The sequence below is a fragment of the Mesorhizobium sp. M1399 genome, assembly GCF_040317735.1.
In the GTDB taxonomy this organism is placed as follows: domain Bacteria; phylum Pseudomonadota; class Alphaproteobacteria; order Rhizobiales; family Rhizobiaceae; genus Mesorhizobium.
Genome location: NZ_JAMYKZ010000004.1, coordinates 281,966 through 300,353, shown reverse-complemented (window position 1 = coordinate 300,353; position 18,388 = coordinate 281,966). Strand labels below are relative to the sequence as shown.

16 protein-coding genes are annotated in these 18,388 nt (G+C 64.1%); 8 read left to right on the top strand and 8 right to left on the bottom strand.

Annotated features, from left to right (window positions below):
* Positions 1 to 214: 214 nt before the first annotated feature.
* Positions 215 to 892: a ribulose-phosphate 3-epimerase gene (gene rpe / locus NKH05_RS08640; protein ID WP_023718915.1), complete on the top strand. Its 678-nt coding sequence runs from the start codon at positions 215 to 217 to the stop codon at positions 890 to 892.
* Positions 893 to 931: 39 nt separating this feature from the next.
* On the top strand, positions 932 to 2,455 hold the full coding sequence (locus tag NKH05_RS08635; RefSeq protein ID WP_352549622.1) for a malonate--CoA ligase: 1,524 nt from the start codon (positions 932 to 934) through the stop codon (positions 2,453 to 2,455).
* Between the two features lie 2 nt (positions 2,456 to 2,457).
* Here the strand turns inward: NKH05_RS08635 and nagA are convergent, their stop codons facing one another.
* From nagA to NKH05_RS08615, 4 genes are read right to left on the bottom strand one after another with little or no spacing between them, the layout of a single operon-like run.
* Positions 2,458 to 3,630: an N-acetylglucosamine-6-phosphate deacetylase gene (nagA, locus tag NKH05_RS08630; RefSeq protein ID WP_352495467.1), complete on the bottom strand. Its 1,173-nt coding sequence runs from the start codon at positions 3,628 to 3,630 to the stop codon at positions 2,458 to 2,460.
* A complete protein-coding gene (locus NKH05_RS08625) occupies positions 3,627 to 4,658 on the bottom strand; it encodes an SIS domain-containing protein (RefSeq protein WP_352495468.1) in 1,032 nt (343 codons plus the stop codon). Before NKH05_RS08625 ends, nagA begins: the two co-directional genes overlap by 4 nt.
* On the bottom strand, positions 4,655 to 5,437 hold the full coding sequence (locus tag NKH05_RS08620) for a GntR family transcriptional regulator (protein ID WP_023718918.1): 783 nt from the start codon (positions 5,435 to 5,437) through the stop codon (positions 4,655 to 4,657). The genes NKH05_RS08625 and NKH05_RS08620 overlap by 4 nt, the downstream gene beginning before the upstream one ends.
* Positions 5,434 to 6,315, bottom strand: a complete 882-nt coding sequence (locus NKH05_RS08615) for a glucosamine kinase nucleotide-binding domain-containing protein (RefSeq protein ID WP_023718919.1) — start codon at positions 6,313 to 6,315, stop codon at positions 5,434 to 5,436. The genes NKH05_RS08620 and NKH05_RS08615 overlap by 4 nt, the downstream gene beginning before the upstream one ends.
* A 199-nt stretch (positions 6,316 to 6,514) precedes the next feature.
* Here NKH05_RS08615 and NKH05_RS08610 point away from each other — a divergent pair, with 199 nt between their 5' ends.
* The 6 genes from NKH05_RS08610 to NKH05_RS08585 all read left to right on the top strand — a co-directional run bounded on the left by NKH05_RS08610 (position 6,515) and on the right by NKH05_RS08585 (position 12,823).
* The gene (locus NKH05_RS08610; protein WP_023718920.1) at positions 6,515 to 7,474 is read left to right on the top strand and encodes an N-acetylmuramic acid 6-phosphate etherase; all 960 of its coding nucleotides are present in this window, start codon (positions 6,515 to 6,517) and stop codon (positions 7,472 to 7,474) included.
* 2 nt (positions 7,475 to 7,476) lie between these two features.
* Positions 7,477 to 8,736, top strand: coding sequence for an ABC transporter substrate-binding protein (locus NKH05_RS08605; RefSeq protein WP_023718921.1), 1,260 nt, complete (start codon positions 7,477 to 7,479; stop codon positions 8,734 to 8,736).
* Positions 8,737 to 8,975: 239 nt separating this feature from the next.
* Positions 8,976 to 9,899 (top strand): carbohydrate ABC transporter permease, encoded by a 924-nt coding sequence (locus NKH05_RS08600; protein WP_023718922.1) that lies wholly within the window; start codon positions 8,976 to 8,978, stop codon positions 9,897 to 9,899.
* A gap of 12 nt (positions 9,900 to 9,911) precedes the next feature.
* A complete protein-coding gene (locus tag NKH05_RS08595) occupies positions 9,912 to 10,751 on the top strand; it encodes a carbohydrate ABC transporter permease (RefSeq protein ID WP_023718923.1) in 840 nt (279 codons plus the stop codon).
* On the top strand, positions 10,748 to 11,809 hold the full coding sequence (locus NKH05_RS08590) for a Gfo/Idh/MocA family protein (RefSeq protein WP_023718924.1): 1,062 nt from the start codon (positions 10,748 to 10,750) through the stop codon (positions 11,807 to 11,809). The genes NKH05_RS08595 and NKH05_RS08590 overlap by 4 nt, the downstream gene beginning before the upstream one ends.
* Before the next feature lie 15 nt (positions 11,810 to 11,824).
* Positions 11,825 to 12,823 (top strand): ABC transporter ATP-binding protein, encoded by a 999-nt coding sequence (locus NKH05_RS08585; protein WP_352481413.1) that lies wholly within the window; start codon positions 11,825 to 11,827, stop codon positions 12,821 to 12,823.
* Between the two features lie 165 nt (positions 12,824 to 12,988).
* Here the strand turns inward: NKH05_RS08585 and NKH05_RS08580 are convergent, their stop codons facing one another.
* The 4 genes from NKH05_RS08580 to deoC form a co-directional block, all read right to left on the bottom strand.
* Positions 12,989 to 13,834, bottom strand: coding sequence for a fumarylacetoacetate hydrolase family protein (locus NKH05_RS08580; protein WP_023720565.1), 846 nt, complete (start codon positions 13,832 to 13,834; stop codon positions 12,989 to 12,991).
* 162 nt (positions 13,835 to 13,996) lie between these two features.
* Positions 13,997 to 14,728: an SDR family oxidoreductase gene (locus NKH05_RS08575; protein ID WP_023720564.1), complete on the bottom strand. Its 732-nt coding sequence runs from the start codon at positions 14,726 to 14,728 to the stop codon at positions 13,997 to 13,999.
* Positions 14,729 to 14,906: 178 nt separating this feature from the next.
* On the bottom strand, positions 14,907 to 17,279 hold the full coding sequence (locus NKH05_RS08570) for an aldehyde dehydrogenase family protein (protein WP_352643809.1): 2,373 nt from the start codon (positions 17,277 to 17,279) through the stop codon (positions 14,907 to 14,909).
* A 13-nt stretch (positions 17,280 to 17,292) separates the two neighbouring features.
* Complete coding sequence (deoC, locus tag NKH05_RS08565) at positions 17,293 to 18,342, bottom strand: deoxyribose-phosphate aldolase (RefSeq protein WP_031194457.1); 1,050 nt, start codon at positions 18,340 to 18,342, stop codon at positions 17,293 to 17,295.
* Positions 18,343 to 18,388 lie beyond the last annotated feature (46 nt).

Genomic DNA, 18,388 nt, shown 5'->3' with positions numbered 1-18,388 from the left:
TCCAGAACTTCAAACAGTGACCGTACTCGTCACCCAATACCCGCCGGAGCGATCCGGCGGGGTTTTTCTTCAGCGGGCAGATGAGAAGGCAGCGCAAACCTGAAGCCGCTGCATCGGCGGAAGGACAAACCGGCTTCCACTTTCCGGACTCATGGTCTAGGCAGTCGATACAGACAGAGGGTCCGCAAACCGGGGCGTACGGGAAGGCCGCATCATGAGCAAAAAAACCCTGATCGCGCCATCGGTGCTTGCTTCCGATTTCTCGAAGCTCGGCGACGAGGTCGAGGCGGTGACGGCCGCCGGCGCCGACTGGATCCACCTCGACGTCATGGACGGGCATTTCGTCCCGAACATCACGTTTGGGCCACCGGTGATCAAGGCGATCCGCAACCGCACCGAGGCGTTTTTCGACTGCCATCTGATGATCGCGCCGGCCGACCCCTATCTGGCCGCCTTCGCCGAGGCCGGCTGCGACGGCATCACGGTGCACGCCGAAGCCGGGCCACATCTCGACCGCTCGCTGCAGACGATCAAAAACCTTGGCAAGAAGGCCGGCGTGTCACTCAACCCGGCGACACCGGAAACGATGATCGAATACGTGCTCGACCGGCTTGATCTGGTCCTGATCATGACGGTCAATCCGGGGTTCGGCGGCCAGGCTTTCATTCCAGCGATCGTCGACAAGGTGAAGCGGGTGAAGGCGCTGATCGGCAACCGGCCGATCCGGATCGAGATCGACGGCGGCATTTCGCCTGAAACTGCGCCCCTTGTCACCGCGGCCGGCGCCAGCGTGCTGGTCGCCGGCGCGGCTATCTTCAAGGGCGGCAGCGTCGACGCCTACCGGGCAAACATCGAGGCAATCAGGGCAGCGGCGGACAAGGCGGCCGGCTGACCGCTGCCGTCCGGCCGGACCAGCCGCTCGGGGGGAAATATGAGCAACCATCTGTTCGATGCTTTCCGTGCCCGGATGCCCGCGCCCGAACGCCTTTTGATGGAGACAGAGGATGGGCGCTCGATCAGCTATGGCGAGACGCTGGCGCGCTCCGCTCAACTGGCGCATGCGCTGTCGCAGCTGGGCGTCGAAGCCGGCGACCGCGTCGCCGTTCAGGTCGAGAAGAGCCCGGAGGCCATTTTCCTTTATCTCGCCTGCCTGCGTGCCGGCGCGATCTTCCTGCCGCTCAATACCGCCTATACGCTGACCGAGCTCGACTATTTCTTCAGGGATGCCGAGCCGCGACTGGTCGTCTGCGACCCGGCGCGAGCGGGCGAGATCGGCGCTTTGGCGCAGACCTCGGGCGCTGCGGTCGCGACACTCGGCAGCAAGGGCGAGGGTTCGTTGACTGATCGAGCCTCTGAGGCGGCCGTGGACTTCCACGATGTGGCGCGCGGACCGGACGACCTTGCCGCGATCCTCTACACGTCCGGCACCACCGGCCGTTCGAAAGGCGCCATGCTCAGCCACGAAAACCTCGCCTCGAATGCGCGGGTGCTGGTCGACCTCTGGCGCTTCACTGCCGCAGACGTGCTGATTCACGCGCTGCCGGTTTTCCACACGCATGGCCTTTTCGTCGCCACCAATGTCGTCCTGATGGCCGGCGCCTCGATGCTGTTCGAAACCAAATTCGACCCGACCCGCATCGTCTCGCTACTGCCGCGCGCCACCGCGCTGATGGGCGTGCCGACCTTCTACGTCCGCCTGCTGCAGCAGGACGGTTTGAACCGGCAAGCGGCGAAAAACATCCGGGTGTTCATTTCCGGCTCGGCACCGCTTTTGGCCGAGACGCACAGAGCGTGGCGCGAGCGCACCGGCCACGCCATCCTCGAGCGCTACGGCATGACCGAGACCAACATGAACACGTCGAACCCGTACGAGGGCGAGCGGCGTGCCGGCACGGTCGGCTTCCCTTTGCCCGGCGTCTGCCTGCGCATCTCCGATCCCGATGGCGGCGAAACACTTGCCCGGGGCGAGGTCGGCATGATCGAGGTCAAGGGCCCGAACGTCTTTTGCGGCTACTGGCGCATGCCGGAAAAGACCAGGGCGGAATTCCGCGACGACGGCTACTTCATCACCGGCGATCTCGGGCTGATCGATGCCGACGGCTATGTCCACATCGTCGGCCGCGGCAAGGACCTGATCATTTCCGGCGGCTACAATATCTACCCGAAGGAAGTGGAGAGCGAGATCGACGCTCTTGCCGGTGTTGCCGAAAGCGCTGTCATCGGCGTTGTCCATCCGGATTTCGGCGAGGGTGTCACGGCGATCGTGGTGAGGGCGCCGGGCTCGACGATCAGCGCCGCCGCGATCATCGAGGCCATCGCTGGGCACCTCGCCAGGTACAAGCATCCGAAACAGGTGATCTTCGTCGACGAACTGCCGCGCAACACGATGGGCAAGGTGCAGAAGAACCTGCTGCGCGAAGCCTACAAAGACCTCTATACGTCCAAAGCCGGCTAACCCTAACAAGCAGGGCTGGCTGCAAAAACCCTGGCGCCGTCGATCCAGACGCTTTTCATGTCCAGATCGTCCGACAACGAAACGATGTTGGCGGCGGTTCCCCTGGCGAAGCGCCCGAGCCGGTGCGACTGGCCGATCGCCTGCGCCGGATAGAGCGAGGCCATGCGCAAGGCTTCGTCGAGGTCGAGACCGACCACGCGATGCACGAAGCGCACCGCGGAAATCATGTCGAGATCCGCGCCCGCCAGCGTGCCGTCGGCAAGTGTCAGCCTGCCATCCTTGCGGTGGATGGTGCGACCGTTCAGCGTGAACGAGTTCATGTCGGTGCCGATCGTCGCCATGGCGTCGGTGACGAGCAGGATCTTGCCCGGCCCCTGCTTGGCGCGCAAGGCGATGGCCATGGTGGCCGGATCGACATGGATACCGTCGGCGATGATGCCGGCATAGAATGTGCCGGTATCGATTGCCGCGCCCGCCAGCCCCGGCTCGCGATTGCCGATCTGGCTCATCGCGTTGAAAAGATGGGTGACCACCGTTGCGCCGGCCTCGGAAAAGGTGCGGGCCGTGGCATAGTCGGTATCGGAATGGCCGATGCTGACGATGACGCCGGCATTGCTGAGCGCCGATACCTGGTCGGGCTCGACGGATTCGGGCGCCACCGTCGTCAGCAGCACCGGCAGGTTTTTCCGCGTCGCGATCAGCATCGCCTGGTCGGGATCTAGCATCGGCCGGATCAAGGCCGGGTCATGTGCGCCCTTGCGGGCGATCGACAGATGCGGGCCTTCGAGATGCAGGCCCAGGAAGCCCGGCACCTTCCGTTGTGCGGCCTCTGCTCCGGCGGCAACCGCCGCGGCGGTGATCTCGGACGTGTCGGTGATCAGCGTCGGCAATAGCGCCGTCGTGCCGAAGGGCGCGTGCGCCCGGCAGATGGTCTCGATCGAGGGGACGTCGGGATGGTCGTTGAGCATGACGCCGCCACCGCCATTGACCTGCAAATCCACGAAACCCGGAACCAGCATACCGCCGCCGGTCTCGATAGGCGCAACACCGGATGGGACGGCGCCGGCGGCAACGATGGCCTCGACGAGGCCGTCGCGCACGACAAGCGCCGCATTGTCGTGCCAGTCATCGCCATCGAATATCCGGGCGCCGGTCAGCGCAAAGCGATCGCTCATAGCGTTTCCGTCACCTTGCGCAGATTGGGCGGCGTGTCTGGGTCGAGGCCGCGATGGCGGGCAAAAGCCTCGACGAAACCATAGAACGACACGATCAGTGTCAGCGGGTCGGTCAGCGGATGACCGGTGGCGACATGCGGCAGAGGCTGCGCCTTCTTTGCCTTGTCCGAAGTCACAAAGACAGCGGCGCCCTTGCCGGCCAGGCTGTCGGCGGCCTCGGCGACGGATGGTTCGGACGCATCGCGGGCAGCCAGCGCCAGCACTGGGAAGCCGGGACCGACTAGCGCCAGCGGGCCGTGCATGACTTCGGCGGCACTATAGGCTTCCGCATGCATGGCGCAGGTTTCCTTGAATTTCAGCGCCGCCTCGTTGGCGATCGCCGCCGACGGGCCCCGGCCAAGGATGAACAGCGAGTTCGGCGTCTCGAGTGCCCCGGCCAGCGCCATCCAGTCGCAAGCGATCGCCTTCCGAAAATGCTCCGGCAAGCGGGCAAGTGCTGCCAGAAGTTTGTCGTCGCCGGTGCAATGCGCCATCAGAGCGAGCCCTGCGACCGCCGAATTGACGAAGGTCTTCGTCGCTGCGACGCTGCGCTCCGGTCCGGCAAGGATGTCGATCGCGTAGTCCGAAGCCCGCGCGAGCGGCGAATCGGCGGTGTTGGTGATGGCGACGGTCAGCGAACCGCCGGCCCGCGCCGCTCGCGCCATCGCAACGATGTCCGGGCTCTTGCCCGACTGCGAGATCGCCAGGCAGGCCGAGCCGCCCAGCTTCAGCTTGGCGCCATAGATCGAGGCGATCGACGGGCCGACCGATGCGACCGCCAGCCCGGCGGTCAGCTCCACGGCATATTTCATGAAGGTCGCGGCATGGTCGGACGAGCCGCGCGCCACTGTGACGATGAAATTCGGATCGCGCTCGCGAATGCCGCGCCCGGCTTCCGTCAGCACCGCGGCCGAGCCGTCGAGCAGGCGGGCGGTGGCCTCGGGGATCTCCTCGATCTCGCGCCGCATATGGGTCATTGTTGCGGTCATGGCCTGCCCTCTTCGCCCGGCCCGCTCAGCCGGAGTTCGGCGACAAAATCATAAGCGTCGCCCCTGTAGATGGAGCGGGTGAACTCGATCACCTTGCCGCTCGCCAGATAGGAGATACGCTCGATGTGCAGGCCGGCAATGCCCGGCGGCACTTCCAGCAGATGCGCGTCGCCATCGCCGAGATTGGTGGCGGAAATGCGCTGCACCGCCCGCACCGGCCTGTTGCCGGTCTTTTCCAGCGCCGCGTAGAGCGACGAACCGATCGCCGCCGGATCGGGCAGCACGCTTGTCGATAGTGAGGCGCGCTCGATCGCCAGCGGCGTGTCGTTGGCAATGCGCAGGCGCGCGACGCGCGCCACCAATTCGTTCGACGCCAGGCCGAGCACCATCATCTCGTCGGGCGATGGCGGATAGAGGCCGCGGTCGAGCCAGGCCGAACGCACCGCCATGCCGCGCCGTGCCATGTCCTCGGTAAACGAGGTCAGCATCGACAGGGACTGCTCGACGCGCTCCATGCGCGGCGCAACGAAGGTGCCGGAACCATGACGCTGGACGAGGATGCCGCCCTTGACCAGGTCCTGCACCGCCTTGCGCACGGTGACGCGCGAAATATCGGCCTTGCTGGCGATGTCGCGCTCGGAAGGCAGCGCATCGCCCGGTCCGATCAGCCCGCGTTTGACGGCGTCCTCGATGCTTTTCCTCAGCTGCAGATAGAGTGGCGCGCCACTCTGCGACGATTGTCTCAGCGCCGCGAAAATCTGGTCGGCGGCGTCGCTCATCGCGCCGCCTCCGCCGCCTTCGTAAAAATCCGAACCGCCATCTGAACCGCGCCGCCCAGCGCGTCGTCGAGCGGCGGCTTCAGCAGCGCCCGGTAGCGCGCCGACAGGCGCGGCGCGTAAAGCGGCGCCAGGCCGCCGAGCAGGCAAAGCGGATCGTCGCCACCAAGGTCGAGCACGCCAAGTGCTGCCTCGACATCGGCCACCGCCTTGTCGAGGATCCAGATAGCGACGACGTCGCCTTTTTCGGCATGTTCGAACACCTTGGGTGCGAAGCCGCCGAAATCGCCGGGCTTGGCATTGGTGGTGAATTCGACCACATCCTCGGGATTGTTGCGGAAGATGGCGAGCATGGCCTGCGTCAGTGGCGATCCTTCGCGGATGCCGTCATAGGCGAGCAGCGTCTGCTCGAGCAGGTCGCGGCCGATGCGGGCGCCGCTGCCCTGGTCGCCGACCTGGAACCCCCAGCCGCCGATGGCACGCGATCGGCCGTTCTTGCGCGCCATATAGGCGGTGCCGGTGCCGAGTATGGCCATGGCGCCGTCACCAGAGCCGACCGCGCCTTCCAGCGCGATCTCGGCGTCGGTCTCGACACGGCTGATGCGGAACGGCAAGATCGCTTCGAGCTGCTGCCTGTAGGTGCCGACATTGGCGCCGGCTAGGCCGAGAATGGCCGGAGTTTGCGGGATCAGTCCGGGATCTCTGCCCGCGGCGACAAAGGCCTGCTGCGCCGCGTCGACGATGTTGGCCCTGGCGCCGGTGAGATCGGTTCGGATGTTGGCGGCGCCGCTTTTGGCGCGGCCGAGGACGCTGCCATCGGCCGTCGCAAGGGCCGCCCTGCAGCTGGTGCCGCCGCCATCGATGCCGAGCACGAATTTCACGCGATTTCTCCTCCAGACGGATAATACCAATAAAATACCAATAGCCAAGGATTAATTTCCGTTTCAAAAAAGTTAAGGCGTAGTTTGTTGGAAAATCAGCTGATTTCGTCCGCAAGCCTGCGCCACCGCAAGGATTTGATTAATGCGTGTGGACAAGTGGTATTTTTTTGGTATGGTTTTCTCGATTGGAGGAAAGCGGATGGCCGAAACGCGCACCGAAGCGCTTCACCACAATGCCGAGGGACTGGATATCCAGGCCCCGGAAGCCGTCCTTTCCTCTTTGGCCAACGCGCAGATCGAGGCCGCCAAGGCCGTTCACGGCGCCATTCCTGCCATTGCCGCGGCAGCCGAAATCATCGCAAGCAGACTGAAAAGCGGCGGCAAGCTCGCCTATGCGGCCGCCGGCAGCTCGGGCCTGATGGCATTGGCCGATGCGCTGGAGCTGCCGGGCACTTTCGGCATCCAGCGCGACCGTATCGCCATCCTGATCGCTGGCGGCGACGAAGCTTTCAAGACACTGGCCGGCGGGCCGGAGGATGACACTGACGAAGCTTCGGCAGCGGTCGCCGCCGCCGGCGTTGGCAAGGGCGACTGCCTGATCGCCGTCTCGGCCAGCGGCTCGACGCCTTATGCTGTCAGGGCGATCGAGGATGCCAGGCGCCGCGGCGCGGCGACCATTGCTGTCGCCAACAACGGGGATGCGCTGCTGCTGCGGCTGGCCGACATCGCCATCCTGCTCGAAACGCCGCCCGAGCTGATTGCCGGCTCGACGCGCATGGGTGCCGGTACCGCCCAGAAGATCGCACTCAACATGCTGTCGACGCTGGCAGCCATCCATCTCGGCCATGTCCATGATGGCTACATGGTCAACCTCACGGCCGACAACATCAAGCTGCGCGACCGCGCCGCACGCATCGTTGCCGCCGTCAGCGGGCGCGACAAGGACGAGGCGGCGCGCCTGCTCGATAAGAGCGGCGGCGTCGTCAAGACCGCTATTCTGCTCGCCGCCGGCGCCGCCAGCGCCGATGCGGCCGAGAAGATACTGGAAGGGACCGGCCACAAGCTGCGGCCAGCCCTTTCCGCGATCGAGGGGAGCAAGGGGCGCAATGCCTCCGTTCTCATCAAAACCGAACCTGAAAAAGGTCAACAGGGAGACTGAGCATGACAACGAAGCTACTGACGGCACTTCTTCTCGGCACCAGCATTCTCGGCACCGCCGGGGTGGCTTATGCCGACGACGTAACGCTCAACATCGAAAGCTGGCGCGGCGACGACCTTGCCATCTGGAAGGACAAGCTGATCCCGGCTTTCGAGGCCAAGAACCCCGGCATCAAGGTGGTGTTCGCACCGTCGGCGCCGACCGAATATGACGCCGCCCTCGGCGCCAAGCTCGCCGCCGGCTCGGCCGGCGACCTGATCACCTGCCGCCCGTTCGACAAATCGCTGGAACTCTTCAAGAAGGGCAATCTCGCCGATATCTCGACGCTGCCCGGCATGGAGAACTTCTCCGATGTTGCCAAGGCCGCCTGGCAGACCGACGACGGCAAGTCGAGCTTCTGCGTGCCGATGGCCTCGGTCATCCATGGCTTCATCTACAACAAGGACGCCTTCGACAAGCTCGGCATCAAGGTGCCGACGACCAATGAGGAGTTCTACGCCGCGCTCGACAAGATCAAGGCCGACGGCACCTACATCCCGATGGCGATGGGCACCAAGGATCTCTGGGAAGCCGCGACCATGGGCTACCAGAACATCGGCCCGAATTACTGGAAGGGCGAGGAAGGCCGCCTGGCGCTGATCAAGGGCGAGCAGAAGCTGACCGATCCGCAGTGGGTCGAGCCCTACAAGGAACTGGCCAAGTGGAAGGACTATCTCGGCGACGGCTTCGAGGCGCAGACCTATCCGGACAGCCAGAACCTGTTCACGCTCGGCCGCGCCGCCATCTACCCGGCCGGCTCGTGGGAAATTGGCCTGTTCAACACGCAGGCGCAATTCAAGATGGGCGCCTTCCCGCCGCCGGTGCAGAAGGCCGGCGACACCTGCTACATCTCCGACCACACCGATATCGGCATGGGCCTCAATGCGGCCTCGAAGAACGCGGATGCGGCCAAGACCTTCCTGTCCTGGGTGGCCTCGCCGGATTTCGCTACCATCTACGCCAACGCGCTGCCCGGCTTCTTCAGCCTGAACAACACGCCGGTGAAGATGGAAGACCCGCTGGCCCAGGAATTCGTCTCTTGGCGCGGCAAGTGCAAGTCGACGATCCGCTCGACCTACCAGATCCTGTCGCGCGGCACGCCGAACCTCGAAAACGAGACGTGGGTTGAATCGGCCAACGTCATCAACGGCACCGACACGCCGGAAGCTGCCGCCAAGAAGCTGCAGGACGGCCTCGACAGCTGGTACAAGCCGGCGAAGTAAGGCGCGGCGAAGCGATATCTCCCCCCTTGAAGGGGAGATGTCGCCAAAGGCGACAGAGGGGGTCGGTCGAGGCAGGCGGCAGCTTGATCGTTGCTGGAAAGCACGGTCGAACGACGATGGCGCGCTGCCTCGGCCGACCCCACCCGCCTCGCTTCGCGAGGCACCCTCCCCTCGAGGGGGAGGGAGGCGCCGTGGCTTTTGACGGCAATAGCAAGACCTGATCGGCGGGGACCGAACGCATGGCCGCAGCACCGAAAAGACCATTCCGCTGGCATATCGGCGTTTTCCTGGCACCGGCGTTGCTGGTCTACACGGCGATCATGATCTTGCCGCTGGCCGGCACGCTGCAGCTGTCGCTGTTCCGCAACATCAACCAGTCGCAGGTGTTCGTCGGACTGGAAAATTTCCGCATGCTGTTCGGTGATCCCAACTGGTCGGTCAATTTCTGGAACGCGCTGCGGAACAATGTCTGGTTCTTCATCATCCACATGCTGGTGCAGAACCCGATCGGCGTCCTTTTGGCAGCACTTCTGTCCAGCCCCCGATTGCGGTTTTCCGCCTTCTACCGCACGGCAATCTTCGTGCCGACGATCCTGTCCTTCGTTATCGTCGGCTTCGCCTGGAAGCTGATACTGTCGCCGCTATGGGGCGTGGCGCCGCATATGATGGACCTTGTCGGCCTGAAAAGCCTGTTCACGCCCTGGCTCGGCAAGGCGCAATATGCACTGACCGCGCTCAGCCTGATCTCAGTGTGGCAGTTCGTCGGCATCCCGATGATGCTGATCTATGCGGCACTGCTGTCCATCCCCGAAGAGGTGATCGAGGCCGCCGAATGCGACGGCATCACCGGCATGGCGCAATTCTGGAAGATCAAGCTGCCGCTCATCCTGCCGTCGATCGGCATTATCTCGATCCTGACCTTTGTCGGCAATTTCAACGCTTTCGACCTGATCTACACGGCGCAAGGCGCCTTGGCCGGGCCGAACTATTCGACCGATATCCTCGGCACCTTCCTCTACCGCGCCTTCTTCGGTTTCCAGCTGCAGGTCGGCGACCCCAATATGGGCGCGGCGATCGCCACGATGATGTTCCTGATCATCCTCGGCGGCGTCTGCGTCTACCTATTCCTCGTGCAGACGCGCTTGCGTCGCTACCAGTTTTAGGGGAGCGTGACCATGAGCACCGCAACCCGTTCGCTGCCCCGCACCATCGGCGCGCATGCGATCCTTCTGACCTACACCGCGATCGCGCTGTTTCCGGTGATCCTCGTGATCATGAATTCGTTCAAATCACGTGCCGGTATCTTCGGCGCGCCGCTGACGCCGCCGACGCCAGGGACCTTCGACTTGATCGGCTACACCACGGTGATCGGCCAGGGCGACTTCATCCACTATTTCCAGAATAGCCTTGTCGTCACCGTCGCCTCGCTGTTCTTCGTGCTTCTGTTCGGCGCCATGGCGGCTTTCGCGCTGTCGGAATACCGCTTCCGCGGCAATTCGCTGATGGGGCTTTACCTGGCGCTCGGCATCATGATCCCGATCCGCCTCGGCACCGTCGCCATCCTGCAGCTGATGGTGGCGAGCGGGCTGGTCAACACGCTGACGGCGCTGATCCTGGTCTACACGGCGCAAGGCCTGCCGCTCGCCGTCTTCATCCTGTCGGAATTCATGAAGCAAGTCTCCGACGATCTGAAGAATGCCGGCAGGATCGACGGCCTGTCCGAATACACCATCTTCTTCCGGCTGGTGCTGCCGCTTGTGCGGCCATCGATGGCGACGGTCGCGGTCTTCACCATGATCCCGATCTGGAACGACCTGTGGTTCCCGCTGATCCTGGCGCCGTCGGAGGAGACCAAGACGGTGACGCTCGGCGCGCAGCTGTTCCTCGGCCAGTTTGTCACCAACTGGAACGCCATTCTGGCCGCACTGTCGCTGGCGATCATGCCGGTGCTGATCCTCTACGTCATCTTCTCGCGGCAGCTGATCCGCGGCATCACTTCGGGAGCGGTCAAGTGAGTTCGCAAACACCCCTTCGCGTCGTCGTCGCCGGGCTCGGCAATATGGGGCGCAGCCATGCGCTGGCCTATCACACCAACCCGGGCTTCCAGATTACCGCACTGGTCAACCGCTCGGATGTGCCGCTGCCGGAAGGGCTTTCGAGCTATGGCATCCGGCGTTCATTCGACGAGGCGCTGCGTGACGAACGGCCTGACGTCGCCTGCATCGCCACCTATTCCGACAGCCATGCCGATTATGCGGTCAAGGCATTCGAGGCTGGCTGCCACGTCTTTGTCGAAAAGCCGCTGGCAACGACGGTCGCGGACGCAGAACGCGTCGTAGCCGCGGCCAAGGCCAACGGCAAGAAACTGGTGATCGGCTACATCCTGCGCCACCACCCGTCCTGGATCAGGCTGATCGCCGAGGCGCGGAAGCTCGGCGGCCCTTACGTATTCCGCATGAATCTCAACCAGCAATCCTCCGGACACAGCTGGGAGACGCACAAGCAGCTGATGCAAACGACGTCGCCGATCGTCGACTGCGGCGTGCATTATCTCGACGTGATGCTGCAGATCACCGACGCCAGGCCGGTCGAGGTGCGCGGTATGGGGCTGCGGCTGAGCGACGAGATTGCGCCCACGATGTACAATTACGGCCACCTGCAGGTGCTGTTCGACGACGGTTCGGTCGGCTGGTACGAGGCCGGCTGGGGGCCGATGATTTCGGAGACGGCTTTCTTCGTCAAAGACGTGATCTCGCCCAACGGCTGCGTGTCGATCGTCATGAAGGAGGGCGTCAGGTCCGACGACATCGACACCCACACCAAGACCTCGACCATCCGCCTGCACAGTGCTGCAACCGGCGCGGATGGCAAGTTCGCCAAGCCGGACGAGATGCTGTCGATGGAAGGCGAGCCCGGCCATCAGGACCTCTGCGACCTCGAACAGGCGTTTGTGCTGAAGGCGATCCGCGAGGATCTCGATCTTGGCCGCCACATGGACGACGCGGTGAAGTCGCTCGCCGTCTGCCTTGCCGCCGACGAGAGCGTGCGCAGCGGCCTCGCCGTGAAACTCTAGAACAGGGACTAAGCCGTGGGCTCGCTGAACATCGAGAACGTGAAAAAGGCCTTTGGGCCGGTCGAGGTGCTGAAGGGCATCAACCTCGAGGTGACGGATGGCGAGTTCGTCGTCTTCGTCGGCCCCTCCGGCTGCGGAAAGTCGACGCTGCTCAGGGTCATTGCCGGGCTGGAGGACTCGACCTCGGGCCGCGTGGTGATCGACGGGGCGGACGTTTCCGCAACGCCGCCGGCCAAGCGCGGCATCGCCATGGTGTTCCAGACCTACGCGCTCTACCCGCATCTGACGGTGAAGAACAATATGGGCCTCGGCCTCAAGCAGGCGGGCACGCCGGCGGCCGAGATCGACCGCCGCATCGGCATCGCCTCGTCGATGCTGTCGCTGGAGCCCTACCTCGAAAGGCGCCCGGCCGAATTGTCCGGCGGCCAGCGTCAACGCGTCGCCATCGGCCGCGCCGTGGTGCGCGAACCCAAGCTTTTTCTGTTCGACGAGCCGCTGTCCAACCTCGATGCCGCACTGCGCGTCAACACCAGGCTGGAGATCGCGCAGCTGCACCGCCGGCTGAAGGCGACGATGATCTATGTCACCCACGACCAGGTCGAGGCGATGACGCTGGCCGACAAGATTGTGGTCCTCAACGCGGGAAAGATCGAGCAGATCGGCGGCCCGATGGAGCTCTACAATTCGCCGGCTAACGAATTCGTCGCCGGCTTCATCGGCTCACCGAAGATGAATTTCGTCGACGGCGCCAGGCTTGGCGAAACGGCAAAGACCATCGGCGTCCGGCCCGAACATTTGACCGTCGATCCCAAATCCGGCGCCTGGAAAGGCACGGTCGTGCATGCCGAACATCTTGGCGCCGACACCAACCTCTATCTCGACTGCGAGAAGGCCGGCTTGATCACCGTGCGCATTTTTGGCGTCTACAATGCCGAACCCGGCACCACGCTCTATGCGACGCCGGATCCGGTAAAGACCTATCGGTTTGGAGCGGATGGCAAGGTGATGAAGTAGCGCCCCTCTTCCTTCTCCCCTTGCGGGAGAAGGTGGCCGAGCGAAGCTCGGTCAGATGAGAGGTGCTAGACGGAATGAGGCGTTGGAGTTCCTTCCAACACCCCTCAACCGTCTCGGCGCTGCGCGCCGATCCACCTTCTCCCACAAGGGGAGAAGGGAAGGTTTCTACGCATCCGCCCTGAACGTCTGCTTCTGGATACCCAGCCCTTCGATACCGAGCTCAACCACATCGCCGGGCTTCAGGAACACCGGCGGCTTCATGCCGAGGCCGACGCCGGGCGGCGTGCCGGTCGAGATGATGTCGCCTGGATGCAGCGACATGAACTGGCTGAGATAAGACACGAGATAAGCGACGCCGAACACCATGGTCTTGGTCGAGCCGTTCTGCATGGTCTTGCCGTTGACCGTCAGCCACATCGGAATGTTCTGCGGGTCCTTGACCTCGTCCTTGGTCACCAGCCACGGGCCGATCGGCCCGAATGTGTCGCAGGACTTGCCCTTGGTCCACTGGCCCTGCCGCTCGGCCTGGAAGGCGCGTTCAGAGACGTCATGTGCGACGCAGTAGCCGGCGACATAGTCCAGCGCCTCGGCTTCGGTGACATATTTAGCGGTCTTGCCGATGACCACGCCGAGCTCGACTTCCCAATCGGTCTTCACCGAGCCGCGCGGGATCAGCACGTCGTCGTTCGGCCCGACAATGGCCGAGCTTGCCTTCATGAAGATGATCGGCTCCGGCGGCACGGTTGCGCCGGTTTCTGCGGCATGGTCGGAATAGTTGAGGCCTATGCAGATGAATTTGCCGGTGCCGGCGACGCAGGCGCCGATGCGCGGTTTGCCGGAAACTGCCGGCAGCGATTTCGGATCGAGCTTCGACAATGACTCGAGCGATGCCGGGTCGATCGCCCTGCCGGCAATGTCGGTGACATGGGCGGAGAGGTCGCGGATCGTTCCATCCGCATCAAGGAGGCCAGGGCGTTCGCTCCCCGCCTCGCCATAGCGTAGCAGTTTCATGCAGTTTTCTCCCAGTTGCGACCAGAGGCCGTTTGCAAACTCGCTCCGCTGCGGCGAATGGCGTGGGTTTCGAGAACCGGAGCGGAGCGTACTTAAAGTACGTGAGCCTAGGCAAGCGCGGACGCCGCGCCAGGCGCCCGGCAGAATTGGATTTTCAGACTCCTAGATCGACCAGCCACCGTCGATATTATAGGCCTGCCCCGACGTATAGGTGGCACCGGCGAGATAGACGGCGAGGTCGGCGATTTCCTCGGGCGTGCCGAGCCGGCCCATCGGCTGACGGGCGATGAAGGCGGCGCGGGCTGCTTCGTAGTCGCCCTGCGCGTGCATGCGGTCGTGCAGCGACGGGCTTTCGACCGTGCCCGGGCAGATCGCATTGCAGCGTATGCCCTTGCCGACATAGTCGGCGGCAACCGATTTGGTCAGGCCGATAACGGCCGCCTTGGTCAGGCCATAGACGAAACGGTTGGGCACGCCCTTGGTCGAGCTGGCCAGCGACGCCATGTTGATGATCGAGCCGTCGCCGCGCTCAAGCATGCCGGGCAGCACGGCGCGGATGGCGCGGATCATCGAGCGGACATTGAGATCATAGGCAAAGTCGAGATCGCCGTCCTTCATCTCGAGGATCGAGCCGGAATGGACGAAGCCGGCGCAGTTGAACAGCACGTCGACGGCGCCGATCTCGGCAAAAGCGACGTTCACCGCCTCGTCGTTTAGGACATCCAGCTTGCGGGTCTTGATACCGGGGGTCTTGCCGAGGTCGGCGAGCACCACTTCGTTGATGTCGGTGGCATGGACGACGGCGCCGGCCTTGGCGAAAGCCAGCGCACTTGCCCGGCCGATGCCTTGCGCCGCCGCCGTGACGACAACGACCTTGCCTGTCAGATCCGCCATGCTTTTCTCCTCGCCCGTCTGTGATCGTTCGGCTTTTTACCGGCACAAGGCCGGGGCGCAATGTGCCAGACGGGCACCACCATCCCGCCTGTTTCGATATTCGCCCTGCCGGCCAAATGTTTTTTCTCGGTAAAGAACATCTTTTGGCCCGTCAAGCCCGGACGTCCCTCCGGGACACTCAGTCGCCGTAGGGCACCCAGACGTTCTTGACCTCGATCGCACGGCGCAGCAAGGCATCGCCGGCTGCTTCGCCCGACGCCCAGTCGAGGCTGTGGCCGTTGCCGGTCCAGACACGCTTGAGATTGCCGATGGACTCGGCCTCCGCCTTGGCACAGGTCTCGGCATCGGCGAACATCCAGAGCCCGTCGACATCGTCGTGCTTGGCCAGCACGCCGGCCAGCTCGGCGCTACGGCCCGTAACGATATTGATGGCGCCCGCCGGAACGTCGGAATATTCGATGACCTGGTAAAGGTCGGTGGCAAGCAGCGGGTATCGTTCGGACGGCACGGCGACCACGGTGTTGCCCATGGCGAGCGCCGGCGCAACCAGCGAGATCAGGCCGAGCAAAGGTGCGTTGTCCGACGCGACGATGCCGACGACGCCGACCGGTTCGTGCAGCGCCAATGTGACGGCACGGGCCGGCGGCTGGTGGACGCGGCCCTCGAACTTGTCCGCAAGCCCGGCATAGAGGAACAGCCGCTCGATCGACAGCTCGACCTCTTCACCCGCCGCCTTGGCCGTCGCGCCGGTGAGCTGGGTCAGACGGGCGGCAAACTCGTCGGCGCGGCCGGACAGGTTTTCGGCCAGATAGTAAAGCACCTGGCTGCGATTGTAGGCGGTCGCTTCCGGCCAGGCCTTGCAGGCGCGCGCGGCCGCGACGGCGTCGCGGATATCCTTGCGGTTGCCGAGACCGACCTCGCCGGCGAGCTTGCCCTTGGCGCTGGCGACGGCAAGGGAATAATTGCCGTCCGGCCGGACCTGCTTACCGCCGATGAACAGCTTTGCCGTGCGGTCGATGGCATCGCCTTCCGGGCGCTCGATGGGCTGGGCAGTGGCCACAGCCGGTTTGATGATCGGGCCGAGCGGCAGTTTTGCCGAGAGGTACTCGAACATGCCCTCGCGCCCGCCTTCGCGGCCGAAGCCGCTCTCGCGATAGCCGCCGAAGCCGCAGGCGGCGTCGAACATGTTGGTGCCGTTGACCCAGACGACGCCGGCCTTCAATTGCGGCGCGACGTGCAGCGCAAGATTGATGTTCTCGCTCCACACCGAGGCGGCCAGGCCATAGCGTGTGTTGTTGGCGAGCTCGACCGCTTCCTCGGTATTGCGGAAGGTCATGGTCGCCAGCACCGGCCCGAACACCTCTTCCTGGGCCAGAATGTTAGCCGGCGAAACACCTGTCGCCAGCGTTGGCAGATGGTAATAGCCCGAGGCGGGCAGTGCCGAGTCCGGCTGCCAGCATATCGCGCCCTGCTTGGCGCCTTCGGCAATCAGGCCCTTGACGCGGTCGAGTTGGGTCAAATCGACCAGCGGGCCGATATCGGTGTTCTTGTCGAGCGGGCTGCCGACGCGCAGCCGGCTCATCCGCGTCTTGACCTTGGCGATGAAGGCGTCGGCGATGCCTTCCTGCACCAGAAGGCGCGAGCCGGCACAGCAGACCTGGCCCTGGTTGAACCAGATGCCGTCGACCAGACCCTCGACGGCGCTGTCGAGATCGGCATCCTCGAAAACGACGAAGGCCGACTTGCCGCCAAGCTCCAGCGAAAGTTTCTTGCCCGAACCGGCGGTGGCCTTGCGGATGATCTTGCCGACCTCGGACGAACCGGTGAAGGCGATCTTCTGGATGCCGGGATGATTGACGATTGCCCCACCCGCTTCCGGCCCGCCCTGGACGATGTTGACGACGCCCTTCGGCACGCCGGCGCGTTCACAGATCTCGGCAAACAGGATGGCGGTGAGCGGCGTGAATTCCGCGGGCTTCAGCACCACGGTGCAGCCCGCAGCGAGCGCCGGCGCGATCTTCCAGGCCAGCATCAAAAGCGGGAAGTTCCACGGGATGATCTGGCCGACGACGCCGACGCCCTTATGGGCTGGAAAGTCCCTGTCCAGCGCCTGCGCCCAGCCGGCATGATGGATGAAATGACGGATCGCCAGCGGCACGTCGATGTCGCGGCTTTCGCGGATCGGCTTGCCGTTGTCGATCGATTCCAGCACCGCGAACAGCCGTTGGTGGCGCTGCATGGCGCGGCCGATGGCATAGAGCACTTTGGCGCGTTGATAACCGGTGCTGGCGCTCCATTTCGGCAGCGCTTTTGTGGCGGCCGAAACCGCCGCATCGATATCGGCAGCACCGGCATCCGAGACCTTGGCCAGCAATTTGCCGGAGGCGGGATCGCTGGTGTCGAAGGTCTTTCCATTTGCAGCTGCTTTCCAGTCGCCGCCGATGAACAGGGCTTTCGAGAAATCACGGGTCGTCAGCCAGGCATCGGCCTCGTTGCGGGCCTCCGGCGCCGGGCCGTAATCCATGGCGTGATAGCGTTCGAGAATGTTCATGAAGCGCTCCGAATCACGCCATTGCGTGGCGATGATTGGCCGAGTAGTGGCCGGTCAGGTGATGCTCGAGCTGGCGCTCGATGTCGGTCAAAAGGCTCGATGCTCCGAAGCGGAACAGCTCCGGCTCCAACCACGGCCGGCCCAGCTCTTCTTTCATCAGCACCAGCCAATCGAGCGAGGCTTTTGCCGTGGAAATGCCACCGGCCGGCTTGAAGCCGATGAGATAGCCGGTTTCCTCGAAATAGGCGCGGATGGCGCGCACCATGGCAAGGCCAACCGGCAGTGTCGCGTTGACGCTTTCCTTGCCGGTCGAGGTCTTGATGAAGTCCGCACCCGCCATCATCGCCACCATCGAGGCGAGCATGACATTGCGCAGCGTGGCGAGGTCGCCTGTGCCGAGGATCACCTTCAGATGCGCCTCGCCGCAGGCGGCCCGCATCGAGACGATCTCGTTATAGAGCTCCTGCCATTTCGCCCCAAAAACCAAGCCGCGCGGGATGACGACGTCGATCTCGTCGGCGCCGTCGCGGACCGATGCTTCGATCTCCTGCAGACGCGTCGAAAGCGGGGCAAGGCCATGCGGGAAAGCCGTGGAAACGGCGGCGACACGGATGCCGCTGCCGCGCAGTGCTTCGACGGCAGTGGCGACGAAGGGATGATAGACGCAGACCGCCGCCGGACGGATGTTTTCACCGGCAATGCCGAGCCCCTCGGCAATGTCGCGGCGGAACGGGTTGACCGCCTTGGCACAGAGCCGGCGCACGCGCTCTTCCGTATCGTTCGAGTTCAGCGTCGTCAGGTCCATGCAGGCGACGGCGCGCAGCAGCCAGGCAGCCTGGTTATCGGCCTTGATCGAGCGTCTTTTGGTCAGGCTGGCGACGCGGCGTTCCAGCGCCGAGCGGTTGACGCTGCGCATCGATTCCATGAAGCCAAGATCGAGCCTCATGCCGGGATTGCGAGCAATAGCATGGGCCTGCGGCATCGGCGCATTGGCGGCGGCGCGCGCCGGCAGCGGCGTGATCTTGGACGTGCCGAGATCGGTTTCGCGGATTGTGCTGCTCATCTCCTGCCCCTTGTTCAGCGACTTATGCCGAAGATAGACCGTGAAG

Excerpts from the sequence above, each read along its gene's own strand:
- rpe (WP_023718915.1), top strand. The coding sequence starts at position 215 with ATGAGCAAAAAAACCCTGATCGCGCCATCGGTGCTTGCTTCCGATTTC.
- NKH05_RS08635 (WP_352549622.1), top strand. The coding sequence starts at position 932 with ATGAGCAACCATCTGTTCGATGCTTTCCGTGCCCGGATGCCCGCGCCC.
- nagA (WP_352495467.1), bottom strand. The coding sequence starts at position 3,630 with ATGAGCGATCGCTTTGCGCTGACCGGCGCCCGGATATTCGATGGCGAT.
- NKH05_RS08625 (WP_352495468.1), bottom strand. The coding sequence starts at position 4,658 with ATGACCGCAACAATGACCCATATGCGGCGCGAGATCGAGGAGATCCCC.
- NKH05_RS08620 (WP_023718918.1), bottom strand. The coding sequence starts at position 5,437 with ATGAGCGACGCCGCCGACCAGATTTTCGCGGCGCTGAGACAATCGTCG.
- NKH05_RS08610 (WP_023718920.1), top strand. The coding sequence starts at position 6,515 with ATGGCCGAAACGCGCACCGAAGCGCTTCACCACAATGCCGAGGGACTG.
- NKH05_RS08605 (WP_023718921.1), top strand. The coding sequence starts at position 7,477 with ATGACAACGAAGCTACTGACGGCACTTCTTCTCGGCACCAGCATTCTC.
- NKH05_RS08600 (WP_023718922.1), top strand. The coding sequence starts at position 8,976 with ATGGCCGCAGCACCGAAAAGACCATTCCGCTGGCATATCGGCGTTTTC.
- NKH05_RS08595 (WP_023718923.1), top strand. The coding sequence starts at position 9,912 with ATGAGCACCGCAACCCGTTCGCTGCCCCGCACCATCGGCGCGCATGCG.
- NKH05_RS08580 (WP_023720565.1), bottom strand. The coding sequence starts at position 13,834 with ATGAAACTGCTACGCTATGGCGAGGCGGGGAGCGAACGCCCTGGCCTC.
- NKH05_RS08575 (WP_023720564.1), bottom strand. The coding sequence starts at position 14,728 with ATGGCGGATCTGACAGGCAAGGTCGTTGTCGTCACGGCGGCGGCGCAA.
- NKH05_RS08570 (WP_352643809.1), bottom strand. The coding sequence starts at position 17,279 with ATGAACATTCTCGAACGCTATCACGCCATGGATTACGGCCCGGCGCCG.
- deoC (WP_031194457.1), bottom strand. The coding sequence starts at position 18,342 with ATGAGCAGCACAATCCGCGAAACCGATCTCGGCACGTCCAAGATCACG.